This window comes from Sporobacter termitidis DSM 10068 (assembly GCF_900130065.1).
Lineage (GTDB): Bacteria > Bacillota > Clostridia > Oscillospirales > Oscillospiraceae > Sporobacter > Sporobacter termitidis.
On record NZ_FQXV01000014.1, the window covers coordinates 52,904 to 77,098 of the forward strand.

The window sequence follows — 24,195 nt, forward strand, 5'->3', positions numbered from 1 at the left end:
GGTCTGAACAATGGCAAAACCGACAGGATTTTTGGAACAAGTACGGGAAAACGCGCCCGACAGGCCGGTTCGAGAGCGCATCAGGGACTGGAACGACTTTCACACCACGCTACCGCTGGAACAGCTGAAAGCCCAGAGCGCGCGGTGTATGGACTGTGGCACGGCGTTCTGCCAGATGGGACTGATGCTGAACGGCACGGCCTCCGGCTGTCCCCTGAATAACCTCATCCCCGAGTGGAACGAGCTCCTCTACAAGGGCATGTACGAGCAGGCCTACAAGCGCCTTATCAAAACGAGCAGCTTCCCCGAATTCACCTCGCGGGTCTGTCCCGCGCTCTGCGAGGGCTCCTGCACCCTGGGCCTGAACGACGCGGCCGTCACCACAAAGCAAAGCGAGCGTGCCATCATCGAACACGCCTATGAGAGCGGCCTCGTAAAGCCCCGCCCGCCGAAAACGCGTACCGGCAAAAAGGTGGCCGTGGTGGGCTCCGGCCCCTCGGGCCTGGCGTGCGCCGACGCGCTCAACAAGCTGGGCAATTCCGTCACCGTTTTTGAAAAGGACGACCGGGTCGGCGGCCTTCTCATGTATGGTATCCCGAACATGAAGCTGGAAAAGCAGCTCATCGACCGGCGCGTTAAACTTATGCAGGCCGAGGGCGTCGTCTTTAAAACCGGCGTCGAGATCGGCAGGGACATCCCGGCCGAGAGCCTGAAAAAGGATTTTGACGCCGTCGTCCTCTGCATCGGCGCCAAGAAGCCCCGGGACCTCGCCGTCGCGGGCCGGGACTGCAAGGGCGTCTGCTTCGCCGTCGATTTTCTCGCCGCCAATACCAAAAGCCTCCTGGACTCCGGCCTCGCCGACGGCAACTTCGTCTCCGCCAAGGATAAAGACGTCATCGTCATCGGCGGCGGCGACACGGGCACCGACTGCGTGGCCACGGCCATCCGGCACGGCTGCAAAAGCGTCAACCAGTTTGAGATCATGCCCGCCGCCCCGGCGGACCGGAGCGAAAAGAACCCCTGGCCCGAGTGGCCCAAAACCCTTAAGACCGATTACGGCCAGGAGGAAGCCATTGAGCTCTTCGGCCGCGACCCCCGGAACTTCTGCCTGACGACGAAGAAGATCGAGTGCGACGAAAGCGGCAATGTCAAGGCGCTCCACACGGTGGAGGTCGACTGGACGGGCGGGGGCATGAAGGAAGTCACCGGCACGGAAAAGGTCTGGCCGGCACAGCTTGTCCTCATCGCCATGGGCTTTCTGGGGCCGGATGATAAAATCATCAAGGACCTCTCCCTCGGTCAGGACAAGCGGAGCAACATCGACGCCAAGGAGGGCGACTACGCCACGAACGTCGAGGGCGTTTTCGCCGCCGGAGACGCGCGGCGCGGGCAGAGCCTCGTCGTCTGGGCCATCAAGGAAGGGCGCGACGCGGCCGCGGCCTGCCACAAGTACCTGACAGGCAAATAAAAAACAGAAAGATTCTTCGGGGCCGAAAGGCCCCTCAGAATGACAACGATGTCATGGCAAATCTGTCATTCTGAGCCGTCAGGCGAAGAATCTTATTTGTGGTCAAAATATCGGTGCAGCCACGTCCTCGTCCTTGACCCGGTTTGTCAGGACGGTCGTAAAGGCGCGGCTGGAAAACGAATTTTTGCGGGCTCTTTATTCACTGTATGCAAAATCCCCGGCAGACGGCCTCCGGGCCGGGCGGTTCGTCTTATCGGCAAAACGAATTTTTATATATTGCGAAAGCGTGTGCCGAGTGTTACAATACGGTCAGACTGCGCCCTTGGAGCGGCTATTTGCGATGCGCCGCATAAATATATAAAACGATCAAATGAATAAAAAACTAATTTCTACTGATAAAGGATGGTAAAAATGAAGAAATTGATCCCGGTCCTGCTGGCAGTCGTGATGATTGTCAGCCTCGCCGCCTGCGGTCAGAAAGCGACAACTGAGCAAAAGGTTTTAAAGGTAGCCATGGAGGCCGCTTACGCACCGTATAACTGGACGCAGTCCGATGACTCCAACGGCGCCGTTCCGATTTTCGACAGCAAGGATTACGCCTACGGCTACGACGTCATGATGGCCAAGCTCATCTGCGAAAAGCTCGGCTGGAAGCTGGAGGTCCATAAGATGGACTGGGACAGCATCCCCGTCGCGGTACAGTCCGGGACGGTTGATGCCGGCATCTGCGGTCAGTCGATCACGGCCAAACGCCTGCAGACCATGGATTTCTCGGAGCCCTACTACTATGCGTCCATCGTCTCGCTGACGCGCACCGATTCGCCTCTGGCCAGTGCCACCGGCCTGTCCGGCCTCGCCGGCGCCACCACTACCTCGCAGATCAACACCGTCTGGTACGACACCTGCCTGCCCCAGATCAAGGACGCCAATATCCTGCCGGCGATGGACACCACATCGGCCATGCTGATTGCCCTCGAATCGAAGAAGGTCGACCTGATCGTCACAGACGAGCCGACCGCCATGGCGGCCGCGTCGGTCTACCCCGATATGAAGGTGCTGGATTTCACCGGCAAGGACGACAACTTCAAGGTCTCCGACGAGGAGATCAACATCGGCATCTCCGTGAAAAAAGGCAACAAGGACCTTGCGGACCAGCTCAATTCGGTGCTGTCCACCCTGACGGCCGACGATTACAAGCAGATGATGGCGGACGCGATCAAGGTCCAGCCGCTGTCCAAATAAATTACCGTTAATCTGATTACCGGGGGAGCGGAGTGCTGCTCCCCCGCGTTATCTTGAAAGGGATGTGAGCGTATGTCTCTGCCTTCTGATTTTTTAGGCAGGATCATATTAATTCTGCAAAATTACGGCGGGTCGCTCCTGCGCGGGGCGGGGAATACCTTACTGATCGCGATTATCAGCACTTTAGTCGGCTGTATCATCGGGCTGATTGTCGGTATTATTCAGACGATCCCGGTCGGCAGGAACGACAATATCGTCAAAAGGGCCGTCCTCTGGATCGTCAAGCTTATACTCAATATTTATGTCGAGGTCTTCCGCGGGACGCCAATGATGGTCCAGGCCATGTTTATTTACTACGGCTCCGCGCTGGTGTTCAACATCAATATGGACAACATGTTCGCGGCCTTTCTGATCGTTTCCATCAACACCGGCGCTTATATGGCGGAGACGGTGCGCGGCGGCATCCTGTCCATTGACGAAGGCCAGACCGAGGGCGCCAAGGCCATCGGCATGACGCACTTCCAGACGATGCTGCATGTCATCCTGCCGCAATCCATCCGCAACATCATGCCCCAGATCGGCAACAATCTTATTATCAACATCAAGGATACGTGCGTTCTCTCAGTGATCAGTGTCGTCGAGCTGTTCTTTGCCTCCAAATCCGTCGCCGGCTCCTACTATATCTACTTTGAGACGTTTACCATCACGATGATCATGTACCTCATCATGACCGTGTTCTTCTCCCGCCTCCTGCGCTATGTGGAGAAGAGGATGGACGGACCGAAAAATTACGATCTGGCCACGTCGGACACTCTGGCGCACACAAGCGGCATGTACAATTTTCCTGGAAATAACGGAGGGACAAGACGATGAGCGAGGCTAAACTTCTGGAGGTCCGGCACCTCAGCAAGTCGTTCGGGAACAACTCCGTCCTCCGCGATATCGACTTTTCGGTGAATAAGGGCGACGTCATCTGCATTATCGGGGCCTCCGGGTCCGGCAAATCGACGCTGCTCCGCTGCATTAACATGCTGGAAACACCGTCCGGCGGCGAGGTCCTGTTCCACGGCGAGGACATCACCAAAGGCAAATTCAACGTGCCGGCCTATCGGGCCAAGGTGGGCATGGTGTTCCAGAGCTTCAATCTGTTCTCCAATATGAACGCCCTGAAAAACTGCATGATCGGCACGACAAAGGTCCTGAAAAAGGACCGGAAAACAGCCGAGCAGACGGCGCTTTATTACCTGGACAAGGTGGGCATGTCCCCATATGTGAAGGCCAAGCCGCGCCAGCTCTCCGGCGGGCAGAAGCAGCGCGTGGCCATCGCCCGGGCGCTGGCCATGGAGCCGGAGATCCTGCTGTTCGATGAGCCCACGTCGGCGCTGGACCCGCAGATGGTGGGCGAGGTGCTGGCCGTCATGCGCCAGCTGGCCGCCGAGGGCCTGACGATGATCGTCGTCACCCATGAGATGGCGTTTGCCCGGGACGTGGCGACACACGTGGTGTACATGCAGGCCGGCGTCATCTGCGAGGAGGGCACGCCCGAGCAGATTTTCATGCACCCCGAAAAGCAGGAAACGAAAGATTTCCTGGCCCGTTTCCTAAACGGCTGAGGCATCATTGGCTCAGAGAGCGCAAATGGCCAAAATTATCGTTTTAATAAAGCTATAATTTCACAAAGATTTGACAAACATATAAAAGGCACGTATTGACAGCTGTATTTTAATGTGTTAGTATGCGACTGTTATCGCTTTTTCACACCATATCAGAGTAGAGAATTTTTGACCGTATTCGCGGTTTTGCGGATATAAGAGGCCGGACGGACAGCCAGGTCAAATGCCGATTGGCAACTTTCGTTGCCTTATTGATTGAGCACAGCGCCTAAAAGCGCAGCGTATTCAAATACGCCGCTCAAATTTTATAAGTTGGTTACTCAAAACCATACACACTTGTGAAACGATCAATAAGAGTAGTAAAAGTAATTCTTGCTATATAGACTCTGACTGTCAAAGAATGAATAAATAAATGCGAATTTGATTCGAGAATAAATAAAACATTTCTAAGATAATCGCTCAAGTGTTCTGTGGTTTTCCGCCATGTTCACTTGAGCTTTTTATTTTTCGAATTTTCGGGAGGCTGCCATGGAAAACAAACTGAGATTGTACGGCTTCAACAATCTGACCAAGTCTCTGAGCTTCAATATTTACGACGTGTGCTACGCGAAGACCGAACGCGCCCAAAAGGACTACGTGGCGTACATCGGCGAGCAGTACAATTCCGAACGATTGACAAATATATTGTTCCACCTGACGGAAATGATCGGCGCCACGGTTTTAAACGTCTCCAAGCAGGACTACGAGCCCCAGGGCGCCAGCGTCACCTTTCTGATCGCCGAGCCCTCCCAATTGTCCCAGACCAGCGGCGAGACAGTGGTGGCGCATCTGGATAAAAGCCATGTGACGGTGCACACCTACCCGGAATACCACCCGGACAACGCCATCGCCACCTTCCGCGTGGACATCGACGTGACGACCTGCGGCGCCATCACGCCGCTGTCAACGCTGGACTATCTGATCGGCAGCTTTGACAGCGACATCATCACCATGGACTACCGCGTCCGGGGCTTTACGCGCAACATCGACGGCAAAAAGCTGTTCATCGACCACACCATCACCTCCATCCAGGACTACATCAACAGCGAAACGTTGGAGAAATACGACACCATCGACATCAACATGTATCAGGCCAACATCTTCCATACCAAAATGCTCATTAAGGAGATCGACCTGCAGAATTACCTGTTCAACGCCGACGTTTACGAGCTGCCGCCCAAGACGCGCCTGCAGATCAACAGCCTTTTGCGCAAAGAGATGATCGAAATCTTCAGCGCCATGAACGTATACTAAGGAGAACCATTGGAAAGAACCCTGGACCAGAACAAAACACCGATTCTCGAGGCGCTGAACAACGTCAAAAACATGCGCATCGTGCCCTTTGACGTGCCCGGCCACAAGCGTGGCCGGGGCAGCCCGGAGCTGACCGCCTTCCTCGGCGAGAAATGCATGAACGTGGACGTCAACTCCATGAAGCCGCTGGACAACCTATGCCATCCCGTCTCCGTCATCCGGGACGCCGAGGCGCTGGCCGCCGAAGCCTTCGGCGCCGCGCACGCGTTTTTCATGGTGGGCGGGACCACCTCGGCCTGCCAGGCGATGGTCATGACGGCCTGCAAAAAGGGCGACAAGCTGATTCTCCCCCGCAATGTGCACATTTCCGTCATCAATGCCCTCATTATCTGCGGGGCCGTGCCCGTCTACATCAATCCCCAGATCGACAAAAGGCTCGGCATCTCCCTGGGGATGTCGGTGCGCGATGTGGAAAAGGCCCTGGCCGAGCACAGCGACGCCAAGGCCGTCCTGCTCAACAACCCCACCTACTACGGCATCTGCTCGGACCTGAAAAAAATCACCGAGCTGGCCCACGCGCGCGGGATGCAGGTCCTCGTGGACGAGGCCCACGGGACGCACTTTTATTTTGGCGGGGACATGCCCGTCTCCGCCATGGCCGCGGGCGCCGACATGGCCTCCGTCAGCATGCACAAGTCCGGAGGCTCCCTGACCCAGAGCTCCCTCCTCCTGACCGGCAAAAACGTCAACGCTCATTACGTCCGCCAGATCATCAACCTGACCCAGACCACCAGCGGATCGTACCTGCTCCTCTCCAGCCTCGACATTTCCCGCAAGAACCTGGCCCTGAACGGCCGGGAAATTTTCCGCCACGTGACGGACCTTGCCCGGTACGCCAGGGACGAGATCAACAAAATCGGCGACTACTACGCCTACTCCAAGGAGCTCAAGAACGGCGACACGATCTATGACTTCGACGCCACAAAGCTCTCCGTCAACACCCTGGGCGTGGGTCTGGCCGGCATCGAGGTCTACGATATCCTGCGGGACGAGTACGACATCCAGGTGGAGTTTGGGGACATCGGCAACTTTCTGGCGTACATCTCCGTGGGCGACACGGATAAGAACATCGAGCGCCTTGTCAGCGCCCTGTCGGATATCCGCCGGCTGTACAAAAAAGACCGCTCCGGCCTGCTGGAATACGAATATATTTCGCCCACCGTCGTCACGACGCCCCAGGAGGCGTTTTACGCCGAGAAGACGTCCGTCCCGCTTCAGGAGTGCCTGGGCGGGATCTGCGCGGAAAACGTCATGAGCTATCCGCCGGGCATCCCGATATTGTCCCCCGGCGAGCGGATCACCGGGAAGATCATCGATTACATCGAGTACGCCAAGGCCAAGGGCTGTTTTCTGACGGGGACGGAGGACCTCGCCGTCAACCGGCTCAACATCTTGAAAGGGGGTATCTAGCGTGGAACTGTGGTTTTCCGAGCGCCACACAAAAAATGTGCAGTTTTCCATCAGGACCGACAAGCAGCTTTTCTCGGCCCAGAGCCCGTTTCAGCGGGTGGACATCTTTGAATCCGTTGAGTTCGGCCGGTTTCTGACCCTGGACGGGTACATGATGCTGACGGAAAAGGACGAGTTCATCTATCACGAGATGATCGTCCATCCAGCCATGGCGGTAAACCCCGATATTGAAAATGTGCTCGTCATCGGCGCCGGAGACGGCGGTGTGGCCCGGGAGCTGACCCGCTACGCATCGGTCAAAACCATCGACGTGGTGGAAATCGACGAGATGGTCATCGACGTGTGCAAAAAATATCTCCCGCAGACGGCCCGCGGCTTCGATGATCCGCGCGTCAGCGTTCTGATCCAGGACGGACTCAAGTATATCCGAAGCGTGGAGGACAGGTACGACCTCATCATCGTCGACTCCACCGACCCCTTCGGCCCCGGGGAGGGCCTGTTTACGAAGGAGTTCTACGGCAACTGCTTCAAGGCGCTCAAAGACGACGGCATTATGGTCAACCAGCATGAGAGCCCGTTTTACGAGAACGACGCCATTGCCATGCAGCGGGCCCACAAGCGCATCGTCAAATGCTTCCCCATCAGCCGCGTCTATCAGGCGCACATTCCGACGTATCCCTCCGGCCACTGGCTGTTCGGGTTTGCCTCCAAGCGCTATCATCCCGTGGGCGACCTGGACGAGGCCAAATGGAATGGGCTGAAGCTTTCGACAAAATACTATAATACAAAGCTGCACGCCGGGGCCTTTGCCCTGCCCAACTACGTCTGGGCGCTTTTAAAAGACGTAGAATAGGCGCTCCTATGCCTCCCTCGGACGAGGTGGCACGGCGGTACGCCGTGACGGAAGGAGAGATACGCCGCAGCTGCAGATGCGCGGTATCTCCTCCCTCAGCCGTCTGCGGACGGCAGCTCCCTCGTCTGAGGGAGCCATTAATAGTGCTTCCTTCAGGGGAAGCCTTAAACTGAACACTAATGGAGAACTACCAGGAGGAAACAACATGGGAAGAGCACTTATCATCGGCTGCGGCGGCGTGGCCAGCGTTGCCATCCACAAATGCTGCCAGAACAGCGATGCTTTTGAAGAAATCATGATCGCCAGCCGCACCAAAAGCAAATGCGACGCACTGAAGGACAAGCTTTCCGGCGGCAAAACGAAGGTCCGCACCGCGCAGGTGGATGCGGACAACGTCGCGGAGCTCGTCGCGCTCATCAGCGGCTTCAAGCCCGACGTCGTTTTGAACCTGGCGCTGCCGTATCAGGACCTCACCATCATGGACGCCTGTCTTGCCACGAAGACCCACTACGTGGACACAGCCAACTACGAGCCGCTGGACACGGCGAAATTCGAGTACAAATGGCAGTGGGCGTACAAGGAGCGGTTTGAAAAGGCCGGCATCACGGCGCTTTTGGGTAGCGGCTTCGACCCCGGCGTCACCGGCGTTTTCTCCGCCTACGCCCAAAAGCACCAGTTTGACGAGATCAATTATATCGATATCCTGGACGCCAACGCCGGCGACCACGGCTATCCGTTCGCCACGAACTTCAACCCCGAGATCAACATCCGCGAGGTCACGGCCAGGGGCAGCTATTGGGAAAACGGCCGTTGGGTGGAAACGGCGCCGATGGAGATCAAACGTGTCTACAACTTCCCCGAGATCGGCCCGAAGGACATGTACCTGCTGCACCACGAGGAGCTGGAATCCCTGGCCCTCAACATTAAAGGCATCAAACGCATCCGCTTTTTCATGACGTTCGGCCAAAGCTATCTGACGCATCTGAAGTGCCTTGAGGACGTGGGCATGACCTCCATCGAGCCGATTGAGTTTGACGGCAGGATGATCGTCCCGCTCCAGTTTTTAAAGGCCGTCCTGCCCGACCCGGCCTCCCTGGGCCCCCGGACAAAGGGCAAGACAAACATCGGCTGCATCTTCACCGGCAAAAAGGACGGCAAGGACAAGACGTATTACCTGTACAACGTGTGCGACCACGAGGCCAGCTATCGGGAGGTCGGCTCCCAGGCCATCTCGTATACCACGGGCGTCCCGGCCATGATCGGCACGATGCTCGTCATGAACGGCACCTGGCGGAAGCCCGGCGTCTTCAATATCGAGCAGTTCGATCCCGACCCGTTCATGGACGGGCTGAATAAGTGGGGCCTGCCGTGGCAGGAGAGCTTCACCCCGGAGCTTGTGGACTGATGGCGGCACCCGGCTTCGATGTCAACGCCGTCCGGACCCCGTATTATATCGTCGACGAGAGTCTTGTCGTCAAAAACCTTGAAATTTTAAAAAGCGTCATGGACAGGACGGGCTGCAAAATCCTCCTGGCCCAAAAGGCCTTTTCCATGTTCGCGCTGTACCCGCTCATCGGCCGATACCTGAGCGGGGCAACGGCCAGCGGCCTGCATGAGGCGCGGCTGGGCCGGGAGGCGCTGGGGAAGGAAAATCATGTCTTTTCCGCCGCCTATCGCGACGACGAATTTGACGAAATCGTCGAGCTGTGCGATCACATCGTCTTCAATTCCTTCGCGCAGCTGGCGCGCTTTAAGGACAGGGCGCTGTCGAAGGGCAAAAAAATCGGCGTCCGCGTCAACCCCGAGTGCTCCACCCAGGGGCACGGCATCTACGATCCCTGCGCCAAGGGCTCCCGCCTGGGCGTGACGGCGGACAATTTCCGCCCGGAGCTCCTGGGCGGCGTTTCAGGCCTCCACTTTCACACCCTCTGCGAGCAGAACGCCGACGCCCTCATCGTGACGCTGGATGCCTTTGAGCGTAAATTCGGCCAATATCTCAATGGGATGGAATGGGTCAACTTCGGCGGCGGGCATCACATCACCCGGGAGGATTATAATATTGAGGCCCTGGTGAGGACCGTTAACGACTTCAAGGCCAGATACGGCGTGCAGGTCTATCTGGAGCCTGGCGAGGCCGTGGCGCTGAACGCCGGCTATCTCGTCAGCACCGTCCTGGATATCGTGGATAACGGGCTCAAAATCGCCATCCTGGACGCCTCCGCCGCCTGCCACATGCCGGACGTTCTGGAGATGCCCTACCGGCCCGCCGTGCTGGGCGCCGGATTTCCCGGCGAAAAGCGCTGTAATTACCGCCTGGGGGGGCCCACATGCCTGGCCGGTGACGTCATCGGGGACTACAGCTTCCCGGAGCCCCTGTCCGTGGGCGACAAGCTCGTTTTCTGCGACATGGCCATCTATTCCATGGTCAAAAACAACACCTTCAACGGCATGAACCTGCCCGCCATCGCGGTCAAAAAGCAGGACGGCACTGTAAGAACAATCAAATCCTTCGGTTACGAGGATTTCAAAGGGCGATTGTCATAAAATAAGGACGCTTTTAAGTATGGTGAGCAGCTTATATTGCTCGCCATCTTTTCGTTATGCTGCAGGGCGGGATGCCCATATCGCCCCATTAGCCTTGTTCGCCCCTCTTTTGTAGCCCAAAAGCAAAAAGCACCCGCTTCCAGCGTATAATACTGACGTTGTTCCGGTTGCGGTTTTTACGGCAATTATGGTAATATGACTTGACTGGGGGAGTTTTACATGCTCAAAATCAACCACCTGACAAAAACATTCGGCAATAAACGCGCCGTTGACGACCTGACGCTGCATATCACGCCCGGCGAAATTTACGGCTTTATCGGTCACAACGGTGCCGGCAAAACAACGACGATCAAATCGGTCTGCGGTATTCTGCAGTTTGACAGCGGCGAGATTTTCGTCGACGGCAAATCCGTCAGGGCCGACCCGCTGGGCTGCAAGCGGAGCCTTGCGTATATTCCCGACAATCCGGACCTGTACGAATTTCTGTCGGGCATCCGATATCTTAATTTCATCGCCGACGTCTTCGGCGTTCCGGCAAGCGTCCGGCAGGAGCGCATCCATAAATATGCCGGCATCTTCGATCTGACGGGCGACCTGGCCCAGCCGATTTCCGCCTATTCCCACGGCATGAAGCAGAAGCTGGCCATCATCTCCGCGCTCATCCACGAGCCCCGGCTCATGATCATGGACGAGCCTTTTGTGGGGCTCGACCCCGTGGCCTCCCATCAGCTCAAAAAAATCATGCGCGACATGTGCAACGCCGGCGGCGCCATCTTTTTCTCCACCCACGTGCTGGAGGTGGCCGAAAAGCTGTGCGACAAGGTCGCCATCATCAAAAACGGCAAGCTGGTCGTCTCGGGGACGATGGAGGAGGTCAAGGGCAACTCGTCGCTGGAGTCCGTCTTCCTGGAGCTGGAGGAGCAGAAATGACCCGAAAGCTGATTGCCCTCAACATCCGGGCGCTCTTTTCCAGGATGTTTATACGAAACAGAAATCAAAAAAGGAAGAACCCGGTCATCCTGGTTCTTATCGCGCTCCTCGTTATTTATATCATCGGGGCGTTCATGGGCGTGTCGGCGGTGACGTTTTTTCAGCTCAGCGGGCCGCTCTTTTCAATGGGCCTCGGCTGGTTTTATTTTTCACTTATGGGCATCGGCATTTTTGCCCTATGCTTTGTGGGCAGCATATTTGCCGCCCAGTCGCAGCTGTTTACCGCCAAGGACAACGAGCTGCTGCTCTCCCTGCCGGTGAAGCCGTCCGCCATCCTGACGGGCCGGCTGGCCTCCCTTCTCATTCTGGAATACCTGTTTGACGCGTTTGTCGCCCTGCCGGCGTTTATCGTCTGGGTCATATCCCAGCCGGTCACAGCGGCCGGGATTCTGTTTTTCTTCATCGCCGTGCTCGCGCTGCCGCTGGCCTCTCTGGCCTTCGCCAGCTTTTTTGCCTGGCTCATCGCGCTGCTGACCTCGAGATTGCGCAACAAAAACATGGTGACGATGGTGCTGACCCTCGCTTTCTTTGTGGCGTATTTCAAGATTTTTTCCAACATTACGGGCCACCTCAACCAGCTGATACAGAATGTGGGGCAGCTCTCCGAGACCGCCCGGACATCGCTTTTTCCGATATACCACCTGGGTATCGCCATCGAGCAGGGCAATCTGCTGAGCCTTTTGCTCTTCCTCCTCTGCGTCCTGGCGCCGTTCGTCATCATGATGCTCATCCTGTCGGCAAACTTTATAAAGCTCGCCACCACAAACCGCGGCGCCGCAAAGGTCAAATACAAGGAGAGAGCGCTGAAGGTCTCCGGCGTGCGCACCGCGTTTGCCAATAAGGAGCTGCGCCACTTCTGGTCGAATCCGATGTATATCCTGAACTCGGCGCTGGGCGGGGCGTTCATGCTCGTGGGCGCGGTCGCGCTCGTCATCAACCGCGGCGCGGTGCTGGATTTGCTGGATACCTTCAACAAATCGGGGCTGCCGCTCTCTGCCGCCACGCTCGTCATCACGGCGCTCTGTGTCCTTTCGTCGCTGAATTCCGCCTCCGCCCCGTCGGTGTCACTGGAGGGCAAGAGTCTGTGGATCGCCAAGAGCCTGCCCGTTCTGCCGCTGGACGTTCTGATGGCAAAGGTCCGGATGCACCTGACTGTCAGCGGCATCCCGGCCGTCGTATCAGGACTTATCTGCGCCATTGCCTTGCAGGTCAATCCGCTGGAATTCTTCCTGATCCTTGTGGTGCCGGCCCTGCTGACGCTCCTGGTCGCCCTGTTCGGCGTGGTGATCAATCTCCAGTTCCCAAGGTTCGACTGGCTCAACGAGCTGCAGCCGATCAAGCAGGGCGTCAGCGTGCTGATCACCATGTTCGGCTCCATGGCGTTCATGGCGGCGCTGATTCTCCTGTATGTCTTTGTCTTTTCCGGCGTCCTGACCATCGAGCTGTATCTGACCGCCTGCGCCGCGCTGTTCGCGGTCTTATCGGGCGTGCTGTACGGCTACCTCAAAAATGGCGGCAGCCGCCGCTTCGAAGCGCTGACCAATTGATTTTATATAATCTTGCAACGATACTGAAGGGAGCATCGCTATGAACTACGCCCATGAAGTAGAACAGATGACCTGCGTCGCCAAAGGCGCAAACCACGGGCCCGCCCCCATCCCCGAGGAGGGGAAATGGGTCAAGGCCAAAAAGATCGAGGACATTTCCGGCCTGACCCACGGCGTCGGCGGCTGCGCGCCGCAGCAGGGCGCCTGCAAGCTGACGCTGAACGTCAAGGACGGCGTCATCCAGGAGGCGCTGGTGGAGACGGTGGGCTGCAGCGGCATGACCCACTCGGCGGCGATGGCGGCCGAAATCCTCCCGGGCAAGACGATCCTGGAAGCGCTGAACACCGACCTTGTGTGCGACGCCATCAACGTGGCCATGCGCGAGCTCTTCCTCCAGATCGTTTACGGCCGGACACAGACGGCCTTCTCCGAGGGCGGGCTGCCCATCGGCGCCAGCCTGGAGGACCTGGGCAAGGGTATGCGCGGCCAGTTGGCCACCACATTCGGCACGCTCAAAAAAGGCCCCCGCTATCTGGAGATCGCCGAGGGCTATATTAGTCGCATGGCGCTGGATAAGGACGATCTGATCATCGGCTACGAGTTCATCCACCTGGGCAAGATGATGGACTTTATCAAAAAGGGAATGGACGCCAACGAGGCGCTGAAAAAAGCCACGGGCACGTACGGCCGCTTTGACGAGGCGGCCCGCTGCATAGACCCGCGGCAGGAATAAGGAGGCGTTATTATGGAACTGTTTGAAAGCTATCAGCGCAGGATCAAAAAGATTAACGCCGCCCTGTCCGAGCACGGCGTCAGGAATATCGAGGAAGCCAAAGCGATCTGTGAAAGGTACGGCCTTGACCCCTACGCCACCGCCAGGGAAGTTCAGCCCATCTGCTTTGAGGACGCCGGCTGGGCGTACACTGCCGGCTCGGCCATCGCCCTGACTCAGGGCTGCGCCTCCGCCGCCGACGCGGCAAAGGCCATCGGCCTCGGTCTCCAGGCCTTTTGCGTGCCCGGGTCCGTGGCCGAGGACAGAAAGGTCGGCCTCGGCCACGGCAATCTCGCCGCCATGCTCCTCTCCGATGAAACCGAGTGCTTCGCCTTTCTGGCCGGGCATGAGTCCTTTGCCGCGGCGGAGGGCGCCATCGGCATCGCCAGGAGCGCCAACACCGTCCGTACAAAGCCGCTCCGCGTCATCTTAAACGGCCTGGGCAAGGACGCCGCGCAGATCATCTCCCGCATCAACGGCTTTACATACTGCAAGACGGCCTTTGACTATTACACGGGCGCGCTCAAAATCACGGAGGAGCTCGCCTACTCAAAGGGCGAACGCGCCGCCGTGCGCTGCTACGGGGCCGACGACGTCCGCGAGGGCGTGGCCATCATGCACCACGAGAATGTGGACATCTCCATCACCGGCAATTCCACAAACCCCACGCGCTTTCAGCATCCCGTGGCCGGCACGTATAAAAAAGAGCGCCAGGAGCTGGGCAGGAAATATTTTTCCGTGGCCTCCGGCGGCGGCACGGGCCGCACGCTGCACCCCGACAACATGGCCGCCGGTCCCGCCTCCTACGGCATGACGGATACGATGGGCCGGATGCATTCGGACGCCCAGTTTGCCGGCTCCTCCTCCGTCCCGGCCCACGTGGAGATGATGGGCTTCATCGGCATGGGCAACAACCCCATGGTGGGCGCCACAGTGGCCTGCGCGGTGGCCGTTGCCAAAGCTCTGAGCAAATAGGCAAGGAGAGATTTTTATGATCTTTTATTTTTCCGCCACAGGGAACTCCCAGTACGCCGCGGAGAAAATCGCCGCCGCCACGGGCGATAGGCTCGTCTCCATCGGCGCTGCCCTGCGGGACGGGCGCTTTGATTTTGACATTTCACAAGACGGCTGCCTCGGCTTCGTCGTCCCGACGTTTGCCTGGACGCTGCCGGGCGCCGTCGCAAAATTCATCGAGCAGCTGAAGCTGACGGGCTATGCCGGGCAGTTTGTCTACGGCGTGTTCACCTGCGGAGAGAGCTCCGGGAGCGAGTCGGCGGCGCTGAACGCGCTGCTGAACGCCAAGGGGATCACTTTCAGCGGCTCCTTCGATCTCGTCATGCCGGATAACTTCATCATCTGGTCCGACGTGCCCTCCCCGGCGCGGCTGGACAGCATGCTGAAGAACGCCGACAGGACGCTGGAGCGCATTATCGCCGCCGTCATCGCGAAAAAGCCGGGCGCCGTCGATACCGGGACGCCCAAGGACCTTTACATGCCGATGGAGACGATCAGCTCGGCGAAGAAGACAAGCAAGCTCACCGCCGACGAAAAGTGCACCGCCTGCGGCCTTTGCATGTCCCTCTGCCCCATGCGCTGCATCCAGGCGGACGAGAACGGCCGCCCCCTATGGGAAGGCACCTGCACCATGTGCCTGGCCTGCCTCCACCGCTGCCCCGCCGGGGCTGTGCAATATGGGGAGGACACTCAGAATAAAGGCCGCTATGTGAACCCCAACGCCAAACCGCCGGCGGGAAACACCTACGACTAGAAAAAGAGACAGGCCGCGCGGCCAATGTCATTAAGTTAATGGCAGAGGATACGAAGCAATTCCTGAATAGTTTAGGATAGCTACTATGTACATATGCCATTTGCTGGGATCTTGACTGTCATCATACACCGAATCCGGCCGTTTTGGCCCGTTTTCTCCGATTTCGAGGTATACATAACAACTATCCCCAAAAAGAAAAACGACCGAAAAGCATTACAATTTCAGCACTTTTCGGTCATTTGCTTTTTGTGTCATTAGTACAATATAGCTGCAATCATAGCGGCGGCAAAACAAACTGCATCTTACAAAGTGCAGCGCCCAGATAAGGTTAAAGCCCAAGTCGTATATTTCTACAATAAAGATGTGTTTTTCCATTCTTTTTTTAAAATAGCATACTGATATGTATTCTCATAATGCGGAGTTCCATCGGGGTTGTTTATAAAGGATATAAACTCAAGAAACAGACCCTCTTTTCTCATTCCCAACCGTTCACAAAGTTTTTGCGATGGGATATTATCATCCTCTGCATAGGCATAAATTCTTCTGGCATCTTTTTCAAAGAGGTAGTTGAACAGTGCTTCGGCCGCTTCTGTTGCATATCCCTTTCCACTATAATTCAGATTAAAGTTCCATCCCACGCTATAAGTATCAGAACCCTCTTTTTTTGCAAACACTTCACCAATAATAAAGTTTGAGTCGCACAAACAAACTGCATAACAATTGCCGAAAAATCCCACCTTTTGTCTTTCTTTTAGTTTTATTGCAGCCTCATCATAAGAATTTACTTTTTCACTATAAAAGCAGTTTACAGGTGGTGCAGCAAGATATTCATACAATCCTGCCGTATCCCTTTCTTCAAAATTTCGGATGATAATTCTGGCGGTTTCAATATACATGTCCTTTTTCTCCTGTTAATTTTAAATCATTTAAAACGTACAATGCTTTTCATATTTCCGGGCTGATTGTAATCATGCTGACTATGGAAGCATTTGGTGCCGTCAACCTAAATTCTATCGGAATAGAGACTTGGCGCATTGGGCTAAAAACAAAAAAGTGGGAGAAGACTTTTTCAAGCCTTATCCCACTTAAATAACCAGTAATGATTACAAGTCCTCTGACAAGCAAAGTTATTTTATCAGGTTTTAATAAATAAATCAACTAGAAGCTGATTTTCCACATTGCAAGATGATAGAACAGATTCACTTACGTAAGAATGGAAGATAAGAATCATTTACTTAAACATGAAAAAAGCTACACAGTCATTGGTTTATACTTTTCAGCTTCTCTCCCGGTCAAAGCCCAGGTATCGCGTTCCTTGAAAGGTGAGCTTTCCCCGGTCGCCTTCCGCCAGCATTCCATACTCGGAATCGCGGACTCTGAGCTCCATGCGGCCCCCGCTGGGGACCTCAAACGTCGCGTAATACGTCGTGGACGAGGAAAATGTCGTCATGTTGTCCGTCCCGGTATTCTGATAATGCTGCACGTCCGCCCGCTTTGTGATCACCGCGGCGTCGACCGTCAGGACGGGAGAATCGTTATTTCTCTTCCACTGCGCTGCGCCCTGTACCGCGCGGACGATGAGCATCACAAGGACGACGACAAAAATGAGGACGACGAGGGTCGGTATGATGCTGAACAGCCCAAATCCGCTGAAGGGCAGAAATCCCATAATATCACTCCCACTTTATATAAATCCCGTAACCATGATATCATCGGCCGCCGGCGAAGTCCATTATTTCCCACGAGCGGAGGTGCCCGGCTATTTGTTTTTGTTGCCGATAAAGTCCATGACGGCCCTGACAGTCTGTGCCTGCTGGTCCTCCCGGGTGATGGTGGCCGTGCCGTCGCCGAATTGGTCGCCGTAATTGCCGAAGCCGGCGCTGTTGCCGCCCATGATCTCCACCACGTTCTTGACGCCCTCCAGCTTTTTCTTTTCAAGCTTTACGTCCTCGCTGCCGTACACGGCGAGGGTTGGGAGGCTGGAGGAGGTAAACGGATACGCCCCGAGGAGGACGAGCCCCCTGACGTGCGTCGAGTCCTTCCAGACGTAGCTGCTGGCCATCACGCCGCCCAGCGCGTGCCCGCCGATGTACCAGTTTTTGATTTCCGGCAGGAGCTCGTAAACACGGTCCGCGGCGCTTAGATTAAAAAACGCCAGGTTGAACGGCATCTTGACGAGGACGCAGGTGAGGCCCTCCCGGGTCAGCTGCTCCAGCAGAGGGGCGTACGCGATGTACTCCACCTTGCCCCCGGGATAAAAGATCAGCGCCGTGCTCAGGTCCTTATCAGGGCTCGGGCGAAAGATGATATCGTTCCCCCGCCTGTCGATCATCACGTCCGCCGCCGTCATGGATGCGACCGCTGTGCTGTCGGCCCGATAATAGCTCAGGGTATAGATATAGAACCCGCCGATGAGCACGATGAGAAAGGCCAGAACGCAGACCAGCGCGATTTTGAGCTTTATGTTCTTTTTCGTCTCCATGGCATCCTCCATCCCGAAAGCACAAGGGACTGGCGCGTTATACCTGGGCGAAGACCTCTCCGATCTTTTCCGAAATCAGGAGATTGGCGCGGGAGTCGTATCCCGTGGCGCCCTTGTTGATCAGCACAAGCTTGCTGCCCCGGTAATAATTGATAAGCCCAGCCGCAGGGTAGACGACGAGGGACGTCCCGCCGACGATCAGCACGTCGGCTTTTTGGATAAAATACACGGCGTCGCTCATCACGTCGTCATCAAGCCCTTCCTCATAGAGGACGACGTCGGGGCGGATGATGCCGCCGCAGGCGCACCGGGGCACGCCGTCCGTATCGGCGACCGCCTCATACCCGTAGGCCTTTCCGCAGCTCATGCAGTAGTTCCGATGGGTCGAGCCGTGCAGCTCCAGGACCTTTTTGCTCCCGGCCAGCTGGTGCAGCCCGTCGATATTCTGGGTGACGATGGCGCGCAGCTTGCCCTCTTTTTCCAGCTCGGCAAGGCGCGTGTGCGCCCTGTTGGGCTTCACGTCCCTGTAAATCAGCTTGTCGTGATAGAACCTGTAAAACTCCTCGGGCTCGGCCATGAAAAACGAGTGGCTGATGATGGTCTCCGGGGGGTACTTGTATTTCTGGCTGTACAGCCCGTCCACGCTGCGGAAATCGGGAATCCCGCTCTCCGTCGACACGCCGGCGCCCCCAAAGAACACAATGTTGTCGCTCTCGTCGATCCACTTTTTCAGCGTTTGGATTTTGTCGTCCATAATAGACCCTCCTCAATAGCCCGCCCAACAAAGATATGGGAGCCGCGCCCCATGCCCCGTTTCGGGCGATCACAAATCGCCCCTGCGGGTATTTGCGGTTTGGCGCAGGGGCGAGCTTTGTCCGCCAGTCGTTTTCTATCCTTCTACTTTATTTATACAACGCCGGGCCGGCGGGGGCAAGACCCGCCGGATATTTTTGGCCGGAATATTTCAGGGGCGGCCGGCGGCCGCCCCTGACGATTATTTTGAATTCACCGTATTTTCTTTCAGCAGGACGTCGTGGGCGCCGCCTTCGACGATGGAGGTGGCGGAGACGAGGGTGATTTTTGCTTTCTCCTGCAGCTCGGGGATGCTGACGGCGCCGCAGTTGCACATGGTGGAGCGGACCTTGCTGAGCGTGAGGCCCACGTTGTCCTTCAGGCTGCCGGCGTAGGGCACGTAGGAATCGACGCCCTCCTCAAAGGAGAGCTTCTGGGCGCCGCCCAGGTCGTAGCGCTGCCAGTTCCTCGCCCGGGCCGAGCCCTCGCCCCAGTACTCCTTCATATAACTGCCGCCGACGCTGACCTTGCTGGTGGGGCTCTCGTCGAACCGGGCAAAATACCGGCCCAGCATCAGGAAGTCCGCGCCCATGGCCAAAGCCAGAGTGAAGTGGTAGTCGTAGACGATGCCGCCGTCGGAGCAGAGCGGGATGTACACGCCGGTCTCTTTAAAATATTCCTCCCGGGCCTGGGCCACGTCGATGAGCGCCGTCGCCTGGCCGCGGCCGATGCCCTTTTGCTCCCGGGTGATGCAGATGGAGCCGCCGCCGATGCCGACCTTGATAAAGTCCGCGCCGCACTCGGCCAGGAAGCGGAAGCCCTCGCCGTCCACCACGTTGCCGGCGCCGATCTTTACCGTGTCGCCATATTTATCGCGCACCCACCGGAGCGTCTGCTTCTGCCACTCGGAGAAGCCTTCGGAGGAGTCGATGCAGAAAACGTCGGCGCCCGCCTCGAGGAGGGCTGGGATGCGCTCTTCATAATCGCGGGTATTGACGCCGGCCCCGACCACGTATTTCTTGTGGCTGTCCAGGAGCTCCAGCGGATTTTCCTTATGGGAATCGTAGTCCTTGCGGAAGACCATGTGCACAAGGCGCCCGCCCGCGTCGATGACCGGCAGGGCGTTGAGCTTGTGGTCCCAGATGATGTCGTTGGCCTCCCGGAGAGACGTCCCGGCGGGGGCCGTGACGAGCTTTTCAATGGGCGTCATGAAGCTGCCCACCAGCTCGTCCCCCGTCATGCGGCTGACGCGGTAATCGCGGCTGGTGACGATGCCGACGAGGCGGCCGGAGGGCGTCCCGTCCTCCGTGACGGCCACTGTGGAGTGGCCCGTTTTCTGTTTCAGCTCCAGAATGTCCCGGAGTGTGGCGTCCGGCCGGATGTTGGAGTCGCTGACGACAAAGCCGGCCTTATAGGACTTGACCCGGGCCACCATGGCCGCCTGGCTCTCGATGGACTGGGAACAGAAGATAAAAGAAACGCCGCCCTCCTTTGCAAGCGCGACGGCCATCTTATCGTCCGACACCGCCTGCATGATCGCGGACGTCATCGGTATATTCATACGGAGCGCCGGGGTCTCTCCTTTGCGGAACTTGACAAGCGGCGTCCGCAGGCTCACATTATCCGGGATGCAGTTTGCATCCGAATATCCCGGAACGAGCAGGTACTCGCTGAATGTGTGCGACGGTTCGTTAAATATAAAGGCCATACCGACCACTCCTCCTTATACGGTTGATTTTTGGGGCTTTTGCCTATTATAAGCACCGGTTTGGGCGTTGTCAACAGAAAAAGTTGTCTTGCCGGGCCGGAAGCCGGCCCCGTCATTATGCCGTATTTTTTCTCCGACCTGTCCCGCAGCGCCTGTAGTGGAACATGTACTGCTGGGCGATGCCGGCCCAGGGGCTGAAAACGGCGGGGTCCAGACCCTGGGGATACTGCTCGCCAAGCGCCTTTTTCATCCAGGTGTCCACCGGAAACGCGTCCAGCATGTGGAGCCCGAAAAGCATGACGCAGCTGGCGACCTTGTCGCCGACGCGGCTGAGCTTTTTCAGCGCCGCGGCGGCTTCCTCCGGCGTACCCCGCGAGAGCTTTTCAAGATCGACAGTCCCCTCCGCCACTGCCCGGGCGGCCTCCAGCAGAGAGGACGCGCGAAAGCCGCAGCGGATCGGCGACAGGTCTTCCTCCCGAAGCGCGGCTGTCGCCGCCGCCGTGGGGAAGGTGTAATATGTACCCCCCTCAAATAAAACCGGCGTGCCGTAAAGCGCGCAGAATTTTTCGACGATCGATTTGATGCGGGGAATGTTGTTGCACTGGGACAGGATAAAGGAGCACAGCGCCTCCCACTTGTCCTGCTCTAAAATGCGGATGCCCGCGCCGTAGCGGACGGCATCGGCCATATAATCGTCGATGCTGAGGGCGCGCCCGATGGCCCCATAGTCCCGGTCCAGATCGAAATAGCCGCGCCAGACTGTCTCGAAGTCTTCCAGCGTCCCGGAAATAAGGATGCTGCCGCCCGATTTCCGGACCCGGGAGGCCTTCCCCATGGCGACGCCGGTATAGGCACCGCTCTCGTCGGCGTTCCAGCGGAAGCACTGGCCGCATTCGAATATCTTTTCCGGCTCAAAATCGCCGATATCGGCGATTTCTACCTCGTTTTCGCGTTGAAAATACTTCATATCGATACCTTTTGGGCCGTTTTGACTGTGTTTTGACCTTGGTTTGTTACAAAAGTGTTAATAACTGAGGAGTCCTATAAGCTGCAAATCGTTGCAATTACTGGATTCTAATCTTCGGGGCGGGCAAATGCGCGTATATTTATATATATTTTTTTGCTGAGTTCCGGGATCGCGTATTCGGGGTTAAGCTCATTATAACATACGATTGCCGGAAATCCGCAGACAAAAAGCCGTCTCACAGCCGCATCATCAGGGGGCGAGGAAACGGCGGGCGCTTCGTGAAGCGCCCCTACATTCGACCTTGCTTTGTACAGCAGGACACAGAGGGCGGCGTCTCCCTCGCCTGAGAGCGCCAAAGAAACGCCTGAATTGGCCAGAAAAGCTATCTTGTTAAAGGTTGGGCCGGACCGGTTGAAGGACGACACGCTGAAGCTCACCCAAACAGCGCCGCCGCGCCGACAGGCGCGGCGGGAGCAAGCCCCCGCCCTACGGGTCGATGCGCAAACCATAGGGGCCGCGGAGAACGGGCGGCGGACACCGAGCGCCCCGACGCGGCATATCTCGCCGTAGGGGCGAACTGTGTTCGCCTTCGCTTGTCCTCTTAATAGATAAAGCCGCGCTTGGGGTCGGAGTATTCCTTCAGGCGCAGTTCGTAGGAGTCCATGGCGGCCTGTTCGTAGGCCAGAGGGCGGTCGCCGGCGCCCAGGAGCTCCAGGAGGTATTTTGTAAAGGGCGGGTTCATGATGAGGAGCGGCCCCAGGACGTAGGTGGCCATAAAATTGTTTTTGCGGAGGCCCTCGGGCTTCGCCTCGGGGTTCCTGCCGGCGCCGCGGACCGTTTCAAAGAGGGCGTCCCCGCCGTCGCCGTAGGCGTGGGCGAACTGGCTCTTGAGGCCCACGATGTCGATATCCCCGAATTTGCCGAGATACAGGGCGTTGTACCGGTCCAGCATCCGGCGTTTTGCCGTGAGGTCAAACAGGCCCAGGGCCTCGAGCTTGCTGCCGTCCTCGTTTTCGATGTCTTTGATGAAAATCTCCAGGGCGTTGCCGGTGGCGAGGAATACGGTGCCGCTATCGATAAGCTCGATGATTTTCTCCCTGTGCGGCCGCAGGGCCTCGATCACCAGCTCCTGGGCCCGCTCCGTCATGGAGCAGAGACAGATCATGTCCACATCGCCGCTCAGGAACGCCGGCGGCGTTTTCAGCGACGTGCGGACGAGCTCGGCCTCGGGGAGGCAGCGGTGAAGATACTCCACGTTCATAAGGTCGCCGTACAGATAGCAGATTTCCGGATATAAAATTTCAATTTTCATCGGCCCGATGCCTCCTGCGCCAGCGCCTTGATTTTGCCCTGCACCCTGTAAACGAGGTCCAGGGCGTCCGTCCCGTAAAAGAGGCAGACGGATTCGCCGGCATTGTATTCAAGGAGCGCCGGCGCGTCCATTTCGCTGAGCGTACAGCGGATTTTCTCCTCCGGGACGCCGGCGAAGAGGAGGCGCAGGTAATAATCCTTCGCCCGGGGGCCCGTGGCCACGATGCGGGTAATATTCTCGTTGTTCAAAAACTCAAAATCGCAGTCGTACAGCCAGGTGACGTTTTCCGACCAGTGCTGCTGGTCGTGGATGCAGTTCATCATGAGGATGAGCTCTTTTTTCCCCGGCAGGCCGCTGATGTAATCGAAGGCCCTGGAGCCGGCCAGCGCGTTTTTGTCCTTGGACATCTGCATGACGACGGTGACGTCTCCGGCCTTCTGGGCGTTGAAGCGGGTTTCCACGATTTTTGTCTTGTCCAGCCCGGCTTTGATCTCCTCGTGGGTGAGCCCCAGCTCCCGGAGCGCCGCAACGGCTGTCAATACGTTATAGATGTTAAAGATGCTGTCGCTCAAAAGCCGGTAGGACATGCCGCCGTCCTTGTCCGTGATGGTCATTGTCATGGCCTCGGTATCCACGTCGGTGGCGAAATAGTCGCTTTCCGGGGACTTGAAGCCGCAGTCCGTGCAGTGGGCCTTGCCGATGTGGTGGTACCGGCGGTAGTCGTATTCCAGCTCGCCGCAGCAGACGGGGCAGATCTGGACGTCGTTGATGAGGTTGACGCATTTGGTGACGTCCGTCTTCATCCTGTCGATGCCGAAGTAGACGCGGGGGTTTTCGGGGCAGATGCCGCTGGAAATGAGGTCGTCGGCGTTTAATATAAGGCGTGTCGCGGCCGGCACGGTGCCCTCGATGAACGAGGCGATGTACTGCGGGTGGGCGTTGCGCATGGGCGAGTCGCGAAAGAGATTCGTGATGATGAGGTAATCGGGCTTCACATACGGATAAATCCGCTTGGAGGAACGCTCGTCCACCTCAAGGACGGCCATATCGTATTTTGTTTTTCCGAAAAGCGTGCAGCCGGAGAGCAGGCTCGTGGCGATGCCCGCGGCCACGTTGGAGCCCAGCTGGTTGTTAAGGACACGGTGGCCTCGCCCTGTCAGCACGTCGTTTAACAGATTCGACACCGTCGTTTTCCCGTTGGAGCCGGTGACGGCGACGATCTTTTTCGGCTTGCCCACGTACCTGAGGAAATTCGGGCACAGCTTCAGCGCCAGGAAACCGGGGAAATACGTGGCGTTGCGGCGCAGAAGCTTCAGCGCCAGGCGCGCGCACTTGGCCCCCCACAATGCAATCAGAAATCTTACTCTTCCCATG

At 57.3% G+C, this 24,195-nt stretch carries 22 protein-coding genes; 14 read left to right on the forward strand and 8 right to left on the reverse strand.

Annotation, left to right across the window (positions count from 1 at the left end; translation table 11 throughout):
• Positions 1-10 precede the first annotated feature (10 nt).
• The 14 genes from BUB60_RS16395 to BUB60_RS16460 all read left to right on the forward strand — a co-directional run bounded on the left by BUB60_RS16395 (position 11) and on the right by BUB60_RS16460 (position 15,560).
• Positions 11-1,468, forward strand: a complete 1,458-nt coding sequence (locus BUB60_RS16395) for a glutamate synthase subunit beta (protein WP_073081414.1) — start codon at positions 11-13, stop codon at positions 1,466-1,468.
• A gap of 411 nt (positions 1,469-1,879) precedes the next feature.
• Positions 1,880-2,710 (forward strand): transporter substrate-binding domain-containing protein, encoded by an 831-nt coding sequence (locus BUB60_RS16400; protein WP_084726566.1) that lies wholly within the window; start codon positions 1,880-1,882, stop codon positions 2,708-2,710.
• Between the two features lie 72 nt (positions 2,711-2,782).
• Complete coding sequence (locus tag BUB60_RS16405; RefSeq protein ID WP_073081418.1) at positions 2,783-3,583, forward strand: amino acid ABC transporter permease; 801 nt, start codon at positions 2,783-2,785, stop codon at positions 3,581-3,583.
• Positions 3,580-4,323: an amino acid ABC transporter ATP-binding protein gene (locus BUB60_RS16410; RefSeq protein WP_073081420.1), complete on the forward strand. Its 744-nt coding sequence runs from the start codon at positions 3,580-3,582 to the stop codon at positions 4,321-4,323. The genes BUB60_RS16405 and BUB60_RS16410 overlap by 4 nt, the downstream gene beginning before the upstream one ends.
• Positions 4,324-4,851: 528 nt before the next feature.
• The gene (gene speD / locus BUB60_RS16415) at positions 4,852-5,616 is read left to right on the forward strand and encodes an adenosylmethionine decarboxylase (RefSeq protein ID WP_073081423.1); all 765 of its coding nucleotides are present in this window, start codon (positions 4,852-4,854) and stop codon (positions 5,614-5,616) included.
• A gap of 9 nt (positions 5,617-5,625) precedes the next feature.
• Entirely contained in the window at positions 5,626-7,086 is a 1,461-nt protein-coding gene (locus tag BUB60_RS16420) for an aminotransferase class I/II-fold pyridoxal phosphate-dependent enzyme (protein WP_073081426.1), read from the forward strand.
• Between the two features lies 1 nt (position 7,087).
• Complete coding sequence (speE, locus tag BUB60_RS16425) at positions 7,088-7,939, forward strand: polyamine aminopropyltransferase (protein ID WP_073081429.1); 852 nt, start codon at positions 7,088-7,090, stop codon at positions 7,937-7,939.
• Between the two features lie 205 nt (positions 7,940-8,144).
• On the forward strand, positions 8,145-9,344 hold the full coding sequence (locus BUB60_RS16430) for a saccharopine dehydrogenase family protein (protein WP_073081432.1): 1,200 nt from the start codon (positions 8,145-8,147) through the stop codon (positions 9,342-9,344).
• The gene (gene nspC / locus BUB60_RS16435; RefSeq protein ID WP_073081435.1) at positions 9,344-10,483 is read left to right on the forward strand and encodes a carboxynorspermidine decarboxylase; all 1,140 of its coding nucleotides are present in this window, start codon (positions 9,344-9,346) and stop codon (positions 10,481-10,483) included. Before BUB60_RS16430 ends, nspC begins: the two co-directional genes overlap by 1 nt.
• Before the next feature lie 219 nt (positions 10,484-10,702).
• Positions 10,703-11,413 (forward strand): ABC transporter ATP-binding protein, encoded by a 711-nt coding sequence (locus tag BUB60_RS16440; protein WP_073081438.1) that lies wholly within the window; start codon positions 10,703-10,705, stop codon positions 11,411-11,413.
• The gene (locus BUB60_RS16445) at positions 11,410-13,020 is read left to right on the forward strand and encodes an ABC transporter permease (protein ID WP_073081441.1); all 1,611 of its coding nucleotides are present in this window, start codon (positions 11,410-11,412) and stop codon (positions 13,018-13,020) included. The genes BUB60_RS16440 and BUB60_RS16445 overlap by 4 nt, the downstream gene beginning before the upstream one ends.
• A 40-nt stretch (positions 13,021-13,060) precedes the next feature.
• Positions 13,061-13,753: an iron-sulfur cluster assembly scaffold protein gene (locus BUB60_RS16450; protein WP_073081445.1), complete on the forward strand. Its 693-nt coding sequence runs from the start codon at positions 13,061-13,063 to the stop codon at positions 13,751-13,753.
• A gap of 12 nt (positions 13,754-13,765) precedes the next feature.
• Positions 13,766-14,767: a GGGtGRT protein gene (locus BUB60_RS16455; RefSeq protein ID WP_073081448.1), complete on the forward strand. Its 1,002-nt coding sequence runs from the start codon at positions 13,766-13,768 to the stop codon at positions 14,765-14,767.
• A 16-nt stretch (positions 14,768-14,783) separates the two neighbouring features.
• On the forward strand, positions 14,784-15,560 hold the full coding sequence (locus BUB60_RS16460; RefSeq protein WP_073081451.1) for an EFR1 family ferrodoxin: 777 nt from the start codon (positions 14,784-14,786) through the stop codon (positions 15,558-15,560).
• Positions 15,561-15,910: 350 nt separating this feature from the next.
• Here the strand turns inward: BUB60_RS16460 and BUB60_RS16465 are convergent, their stop codons facing one another.
• The 8 genes from BUB60_RS16465 to BUB60_RS16505 all read right to left on the reverse strand — a co-directional run bounded on the left by BUB60_RS16465 (position 15,911) and on the right by BUB60_RS16505 (position 24,194).
• Positions 15,911-16,456, reverse strand: a complete 546-nt coding sequence (locus BUB60_RS16465; protein ID WP_073081454.1) for a GNAT family N-acetyltransferase — start codon at positions 16,454-16,456, stop codon at positions 15,911-15,913.
• Positions 16,457-16,836: 380 nt separating this feature from the next.
• Positions 16,837-17,229, reverse strand: coding sequence for a DUF2500 domain-containing protein (locus tag BUB60_RS16470; RefSeq protein ID WP_073081458.1), 393 nt, complete (start codon positions 17,227-17,229; stop codon positions 16,837-16,839).
• Positions 17,230-17,319: 90 nt separating this feature from the next.
• The gene (locus BUB60_RS16475; protein ID WP_073081461.1) at positions 17,320-18,042 is read right to left on the reverse strand and encodes an alpha/beta hydrolase; all 723 of its coding nucleotides are present in this window, start codon (positions 18,040-18,042) and stop codon (positions 17,320-17,322) included.
• Positions 18,043-18,079: 37 nt separating this feature from the next.
• Positions 18,080-18,796, reverse strand: a complete 717-nt coding sequence (locus BUB60_RS16480; RefSeq protein WP_073081464.1) for an NAD-dependent protein deacylase — start codon at positions 18,794-18,796, stop codon at positions 18,080-18,082.
• A gap of 240 nt (positions 18,797-19,036) precedes the next feature.
• Positions 19,037-20,542, reverse strand: a complete 1,506-nt coding sequence (locus BUB60_RS16485) for an IMP dehydrogenase (RefSeq protein WP_073081469.1) — start codon at positions 20,540-20,542, stop codon at positions 19,037-19,039.
• 115 nt (positions 20,543-20,657) lie between these two features.
• Entirely contained in the window at positions 20,658-21,509 is an 852-nt protein-coding gene (locus BUB60_RS16490) for a DNA-3-methyladenine glycosylase family protein (protein ID WP_073081473.1), read from the reverse strand.
• 601 nt (positions 21,510-22,110) lie between these two features.
• A complete protein-coding gene (locus BUB60_RS16500) occupies positions 22,111-22,821 on the reverse strand; it encodes a hypothetical protein (protein ID WP_073081480.1) in 711 nt (236 codons plus the stop codon).
• A complete protein-coding gene (locus BUB60_RS16505) occupies positions 22,818-24,194 on the reverse strand; it encodes a Mur ligase family protein (RefSeq protein WP_073081483.1) in 1,377 nt (458 codons plus the stop codon). The genes BUB60_RS16500 and BUB60_RS16505 overlap by 4 nt, the downstream gene beginning before the upstream one ends.
• Between the last annotated feature and the right edge of the window lies 1 nt (position 24,195).

Excerpts from the sequence above, each read along its gene's own strand:
- BUB60_RS16400 (WP_084726566.1), top strand. The coding sequence starts at position 1,880 with ATGAAGAAATTGATCCCGGTCCTGCTGGCAGTCGTGATGATTGTCAGC.
- BUB60_RS16485 (WP_073081469.1), bottom strand. The coding sequence starts at position 20,542 with ATGGCCTTTATATTTAACGAACCGTCGCACACATTCAGCGAGTACCTG.
- nspC (WP_073081435.1), top strand. The coding sequence starts at position 9,344 with ATGGCGGCACCCGGCTTCGATGTCAACGCCGTCCGGACCCCGTATTAT.
- BUB60_RS16450 (WP_073081445.1), top strand. The coding sequence starts at position 13,061 with ATGAACTACGCCCATGAAGTAGAACAGATGACCTGCGTCGCCAAAGGC.
- BUB60_RS16490 (WP_073081473.1), bottom strand. The coding sequence starts at position 21,509 with ATGAAGTATTTTCAACGCGAAAACGAGGTAGAAATCGCCGATATCGGC.
- BUB60_RS16455 (WP_073081448.1), top strand. The coding sequence starts at position 13,766 with ATGGAACTGTTTGAAAGCTATCAGCGCAGGATCAAAAAGATTAACGCC.
- BUB60_RS16470 (WP_073081458.1), bottom strand. The coding sequence starts at position 17,229 with ATGGGATTTCTGCCCTTCAGCGGATTTGGGCTGTTCAGCATCATACCG.
- BUB60_RS16410 (WP_073081420.1), top strand. The coding sequence starts at position 3,580 with ATGAGCGAGGCTAAACTTCTGGAGGTCCGGCACCTCAGCAAGTCGTTC.
- BUB60_RS16405 (WP_073081418.1), top strand. The coding sequence starts at position 2,783 with ATGTCTCTGCCTTCTGATTTTTTAGGCAGGATCATATTAATTCTGCAA.
- BUB60_RS16500 (WP_073081480.1), bottom strand. The coding sequence starts at position 22,821 with ATGAAAATTGAAATTTTATATCCGGAAATCTGCTATCTGTACGGCGAC.
- BUB60_RS16430 (WP_073081432.1), top strand. The coding sequence starts at position 8,145 with ATGGGAAGAGCACTTATCATCGGCTGCGGCGGCGTGGCCAGCGTTGCC.
- speD (WP_073081423.1), top strand. The coding sequence starts at position 4,852 with ATGGAAAACAAACTGAGATTGTACGGCTTCAACAATCTGACCAAGTCT.
- BUB60_RS16395 (WP_073081414.1), top strand. The coding sequence starts at position 11 with ATGGCAAAACCGACAGGATTTTTGGAACAAGTACGGGAAAACGCGCCC.
- BUB60_RS16460 (WP_073081451.1), top strand. The coding sequence starts at position 14,784 with ATGATCTTTTATTTTTCCGCCACAGGGAACTCCCAGTACGCCGCGGAG.
- BUB60_RS16465 (WP_073081454.1), bottom strand. The coding sequence starts at position 16,456 with ATGTATATTGAAACCGCCAGAATTATCATCCGAAATTTTGAAGAAAGG.
- BUB60_RS16480 (WP_073081464.1), bottom strand. The coding sequence starts at position 18,796 with ATGGACGACAAAATCCAAACGCTGAAAAAGTGGATCGACGAGAGCGAC.
- BUB60_RS16475 (WP_073081461.1), bottom strand. The coding sequence starts at position 18,042 with ATGGAGACGAAAAAGAACATAAAGCTCAAAATCGCGCTGGTCTGCGTT.
- BUB60_RS16445 (WP_073081441.1), top strand. The coding sequence starts at position 11,410 with ATGACCCGAAAGCTGATTGCCCTCAACATCCGGGCGCTCTTTTCCAGG.
- BUB60_RS16505 (WP_073081483.1), bottom strand. The coding sequence starts at position 24,194 with ATGGGAAGAGTAAGATTTCTGATTGCATTGTGGGGGGCCAAGTGCGCG.
- BUB60_RS16440 (WP_073081438.1), top strand. The coding sequence starts at position 10,703 with ATGCTCAAAATCAACCACCTGACAAAAACATTCGGCAATAAACGCGCC.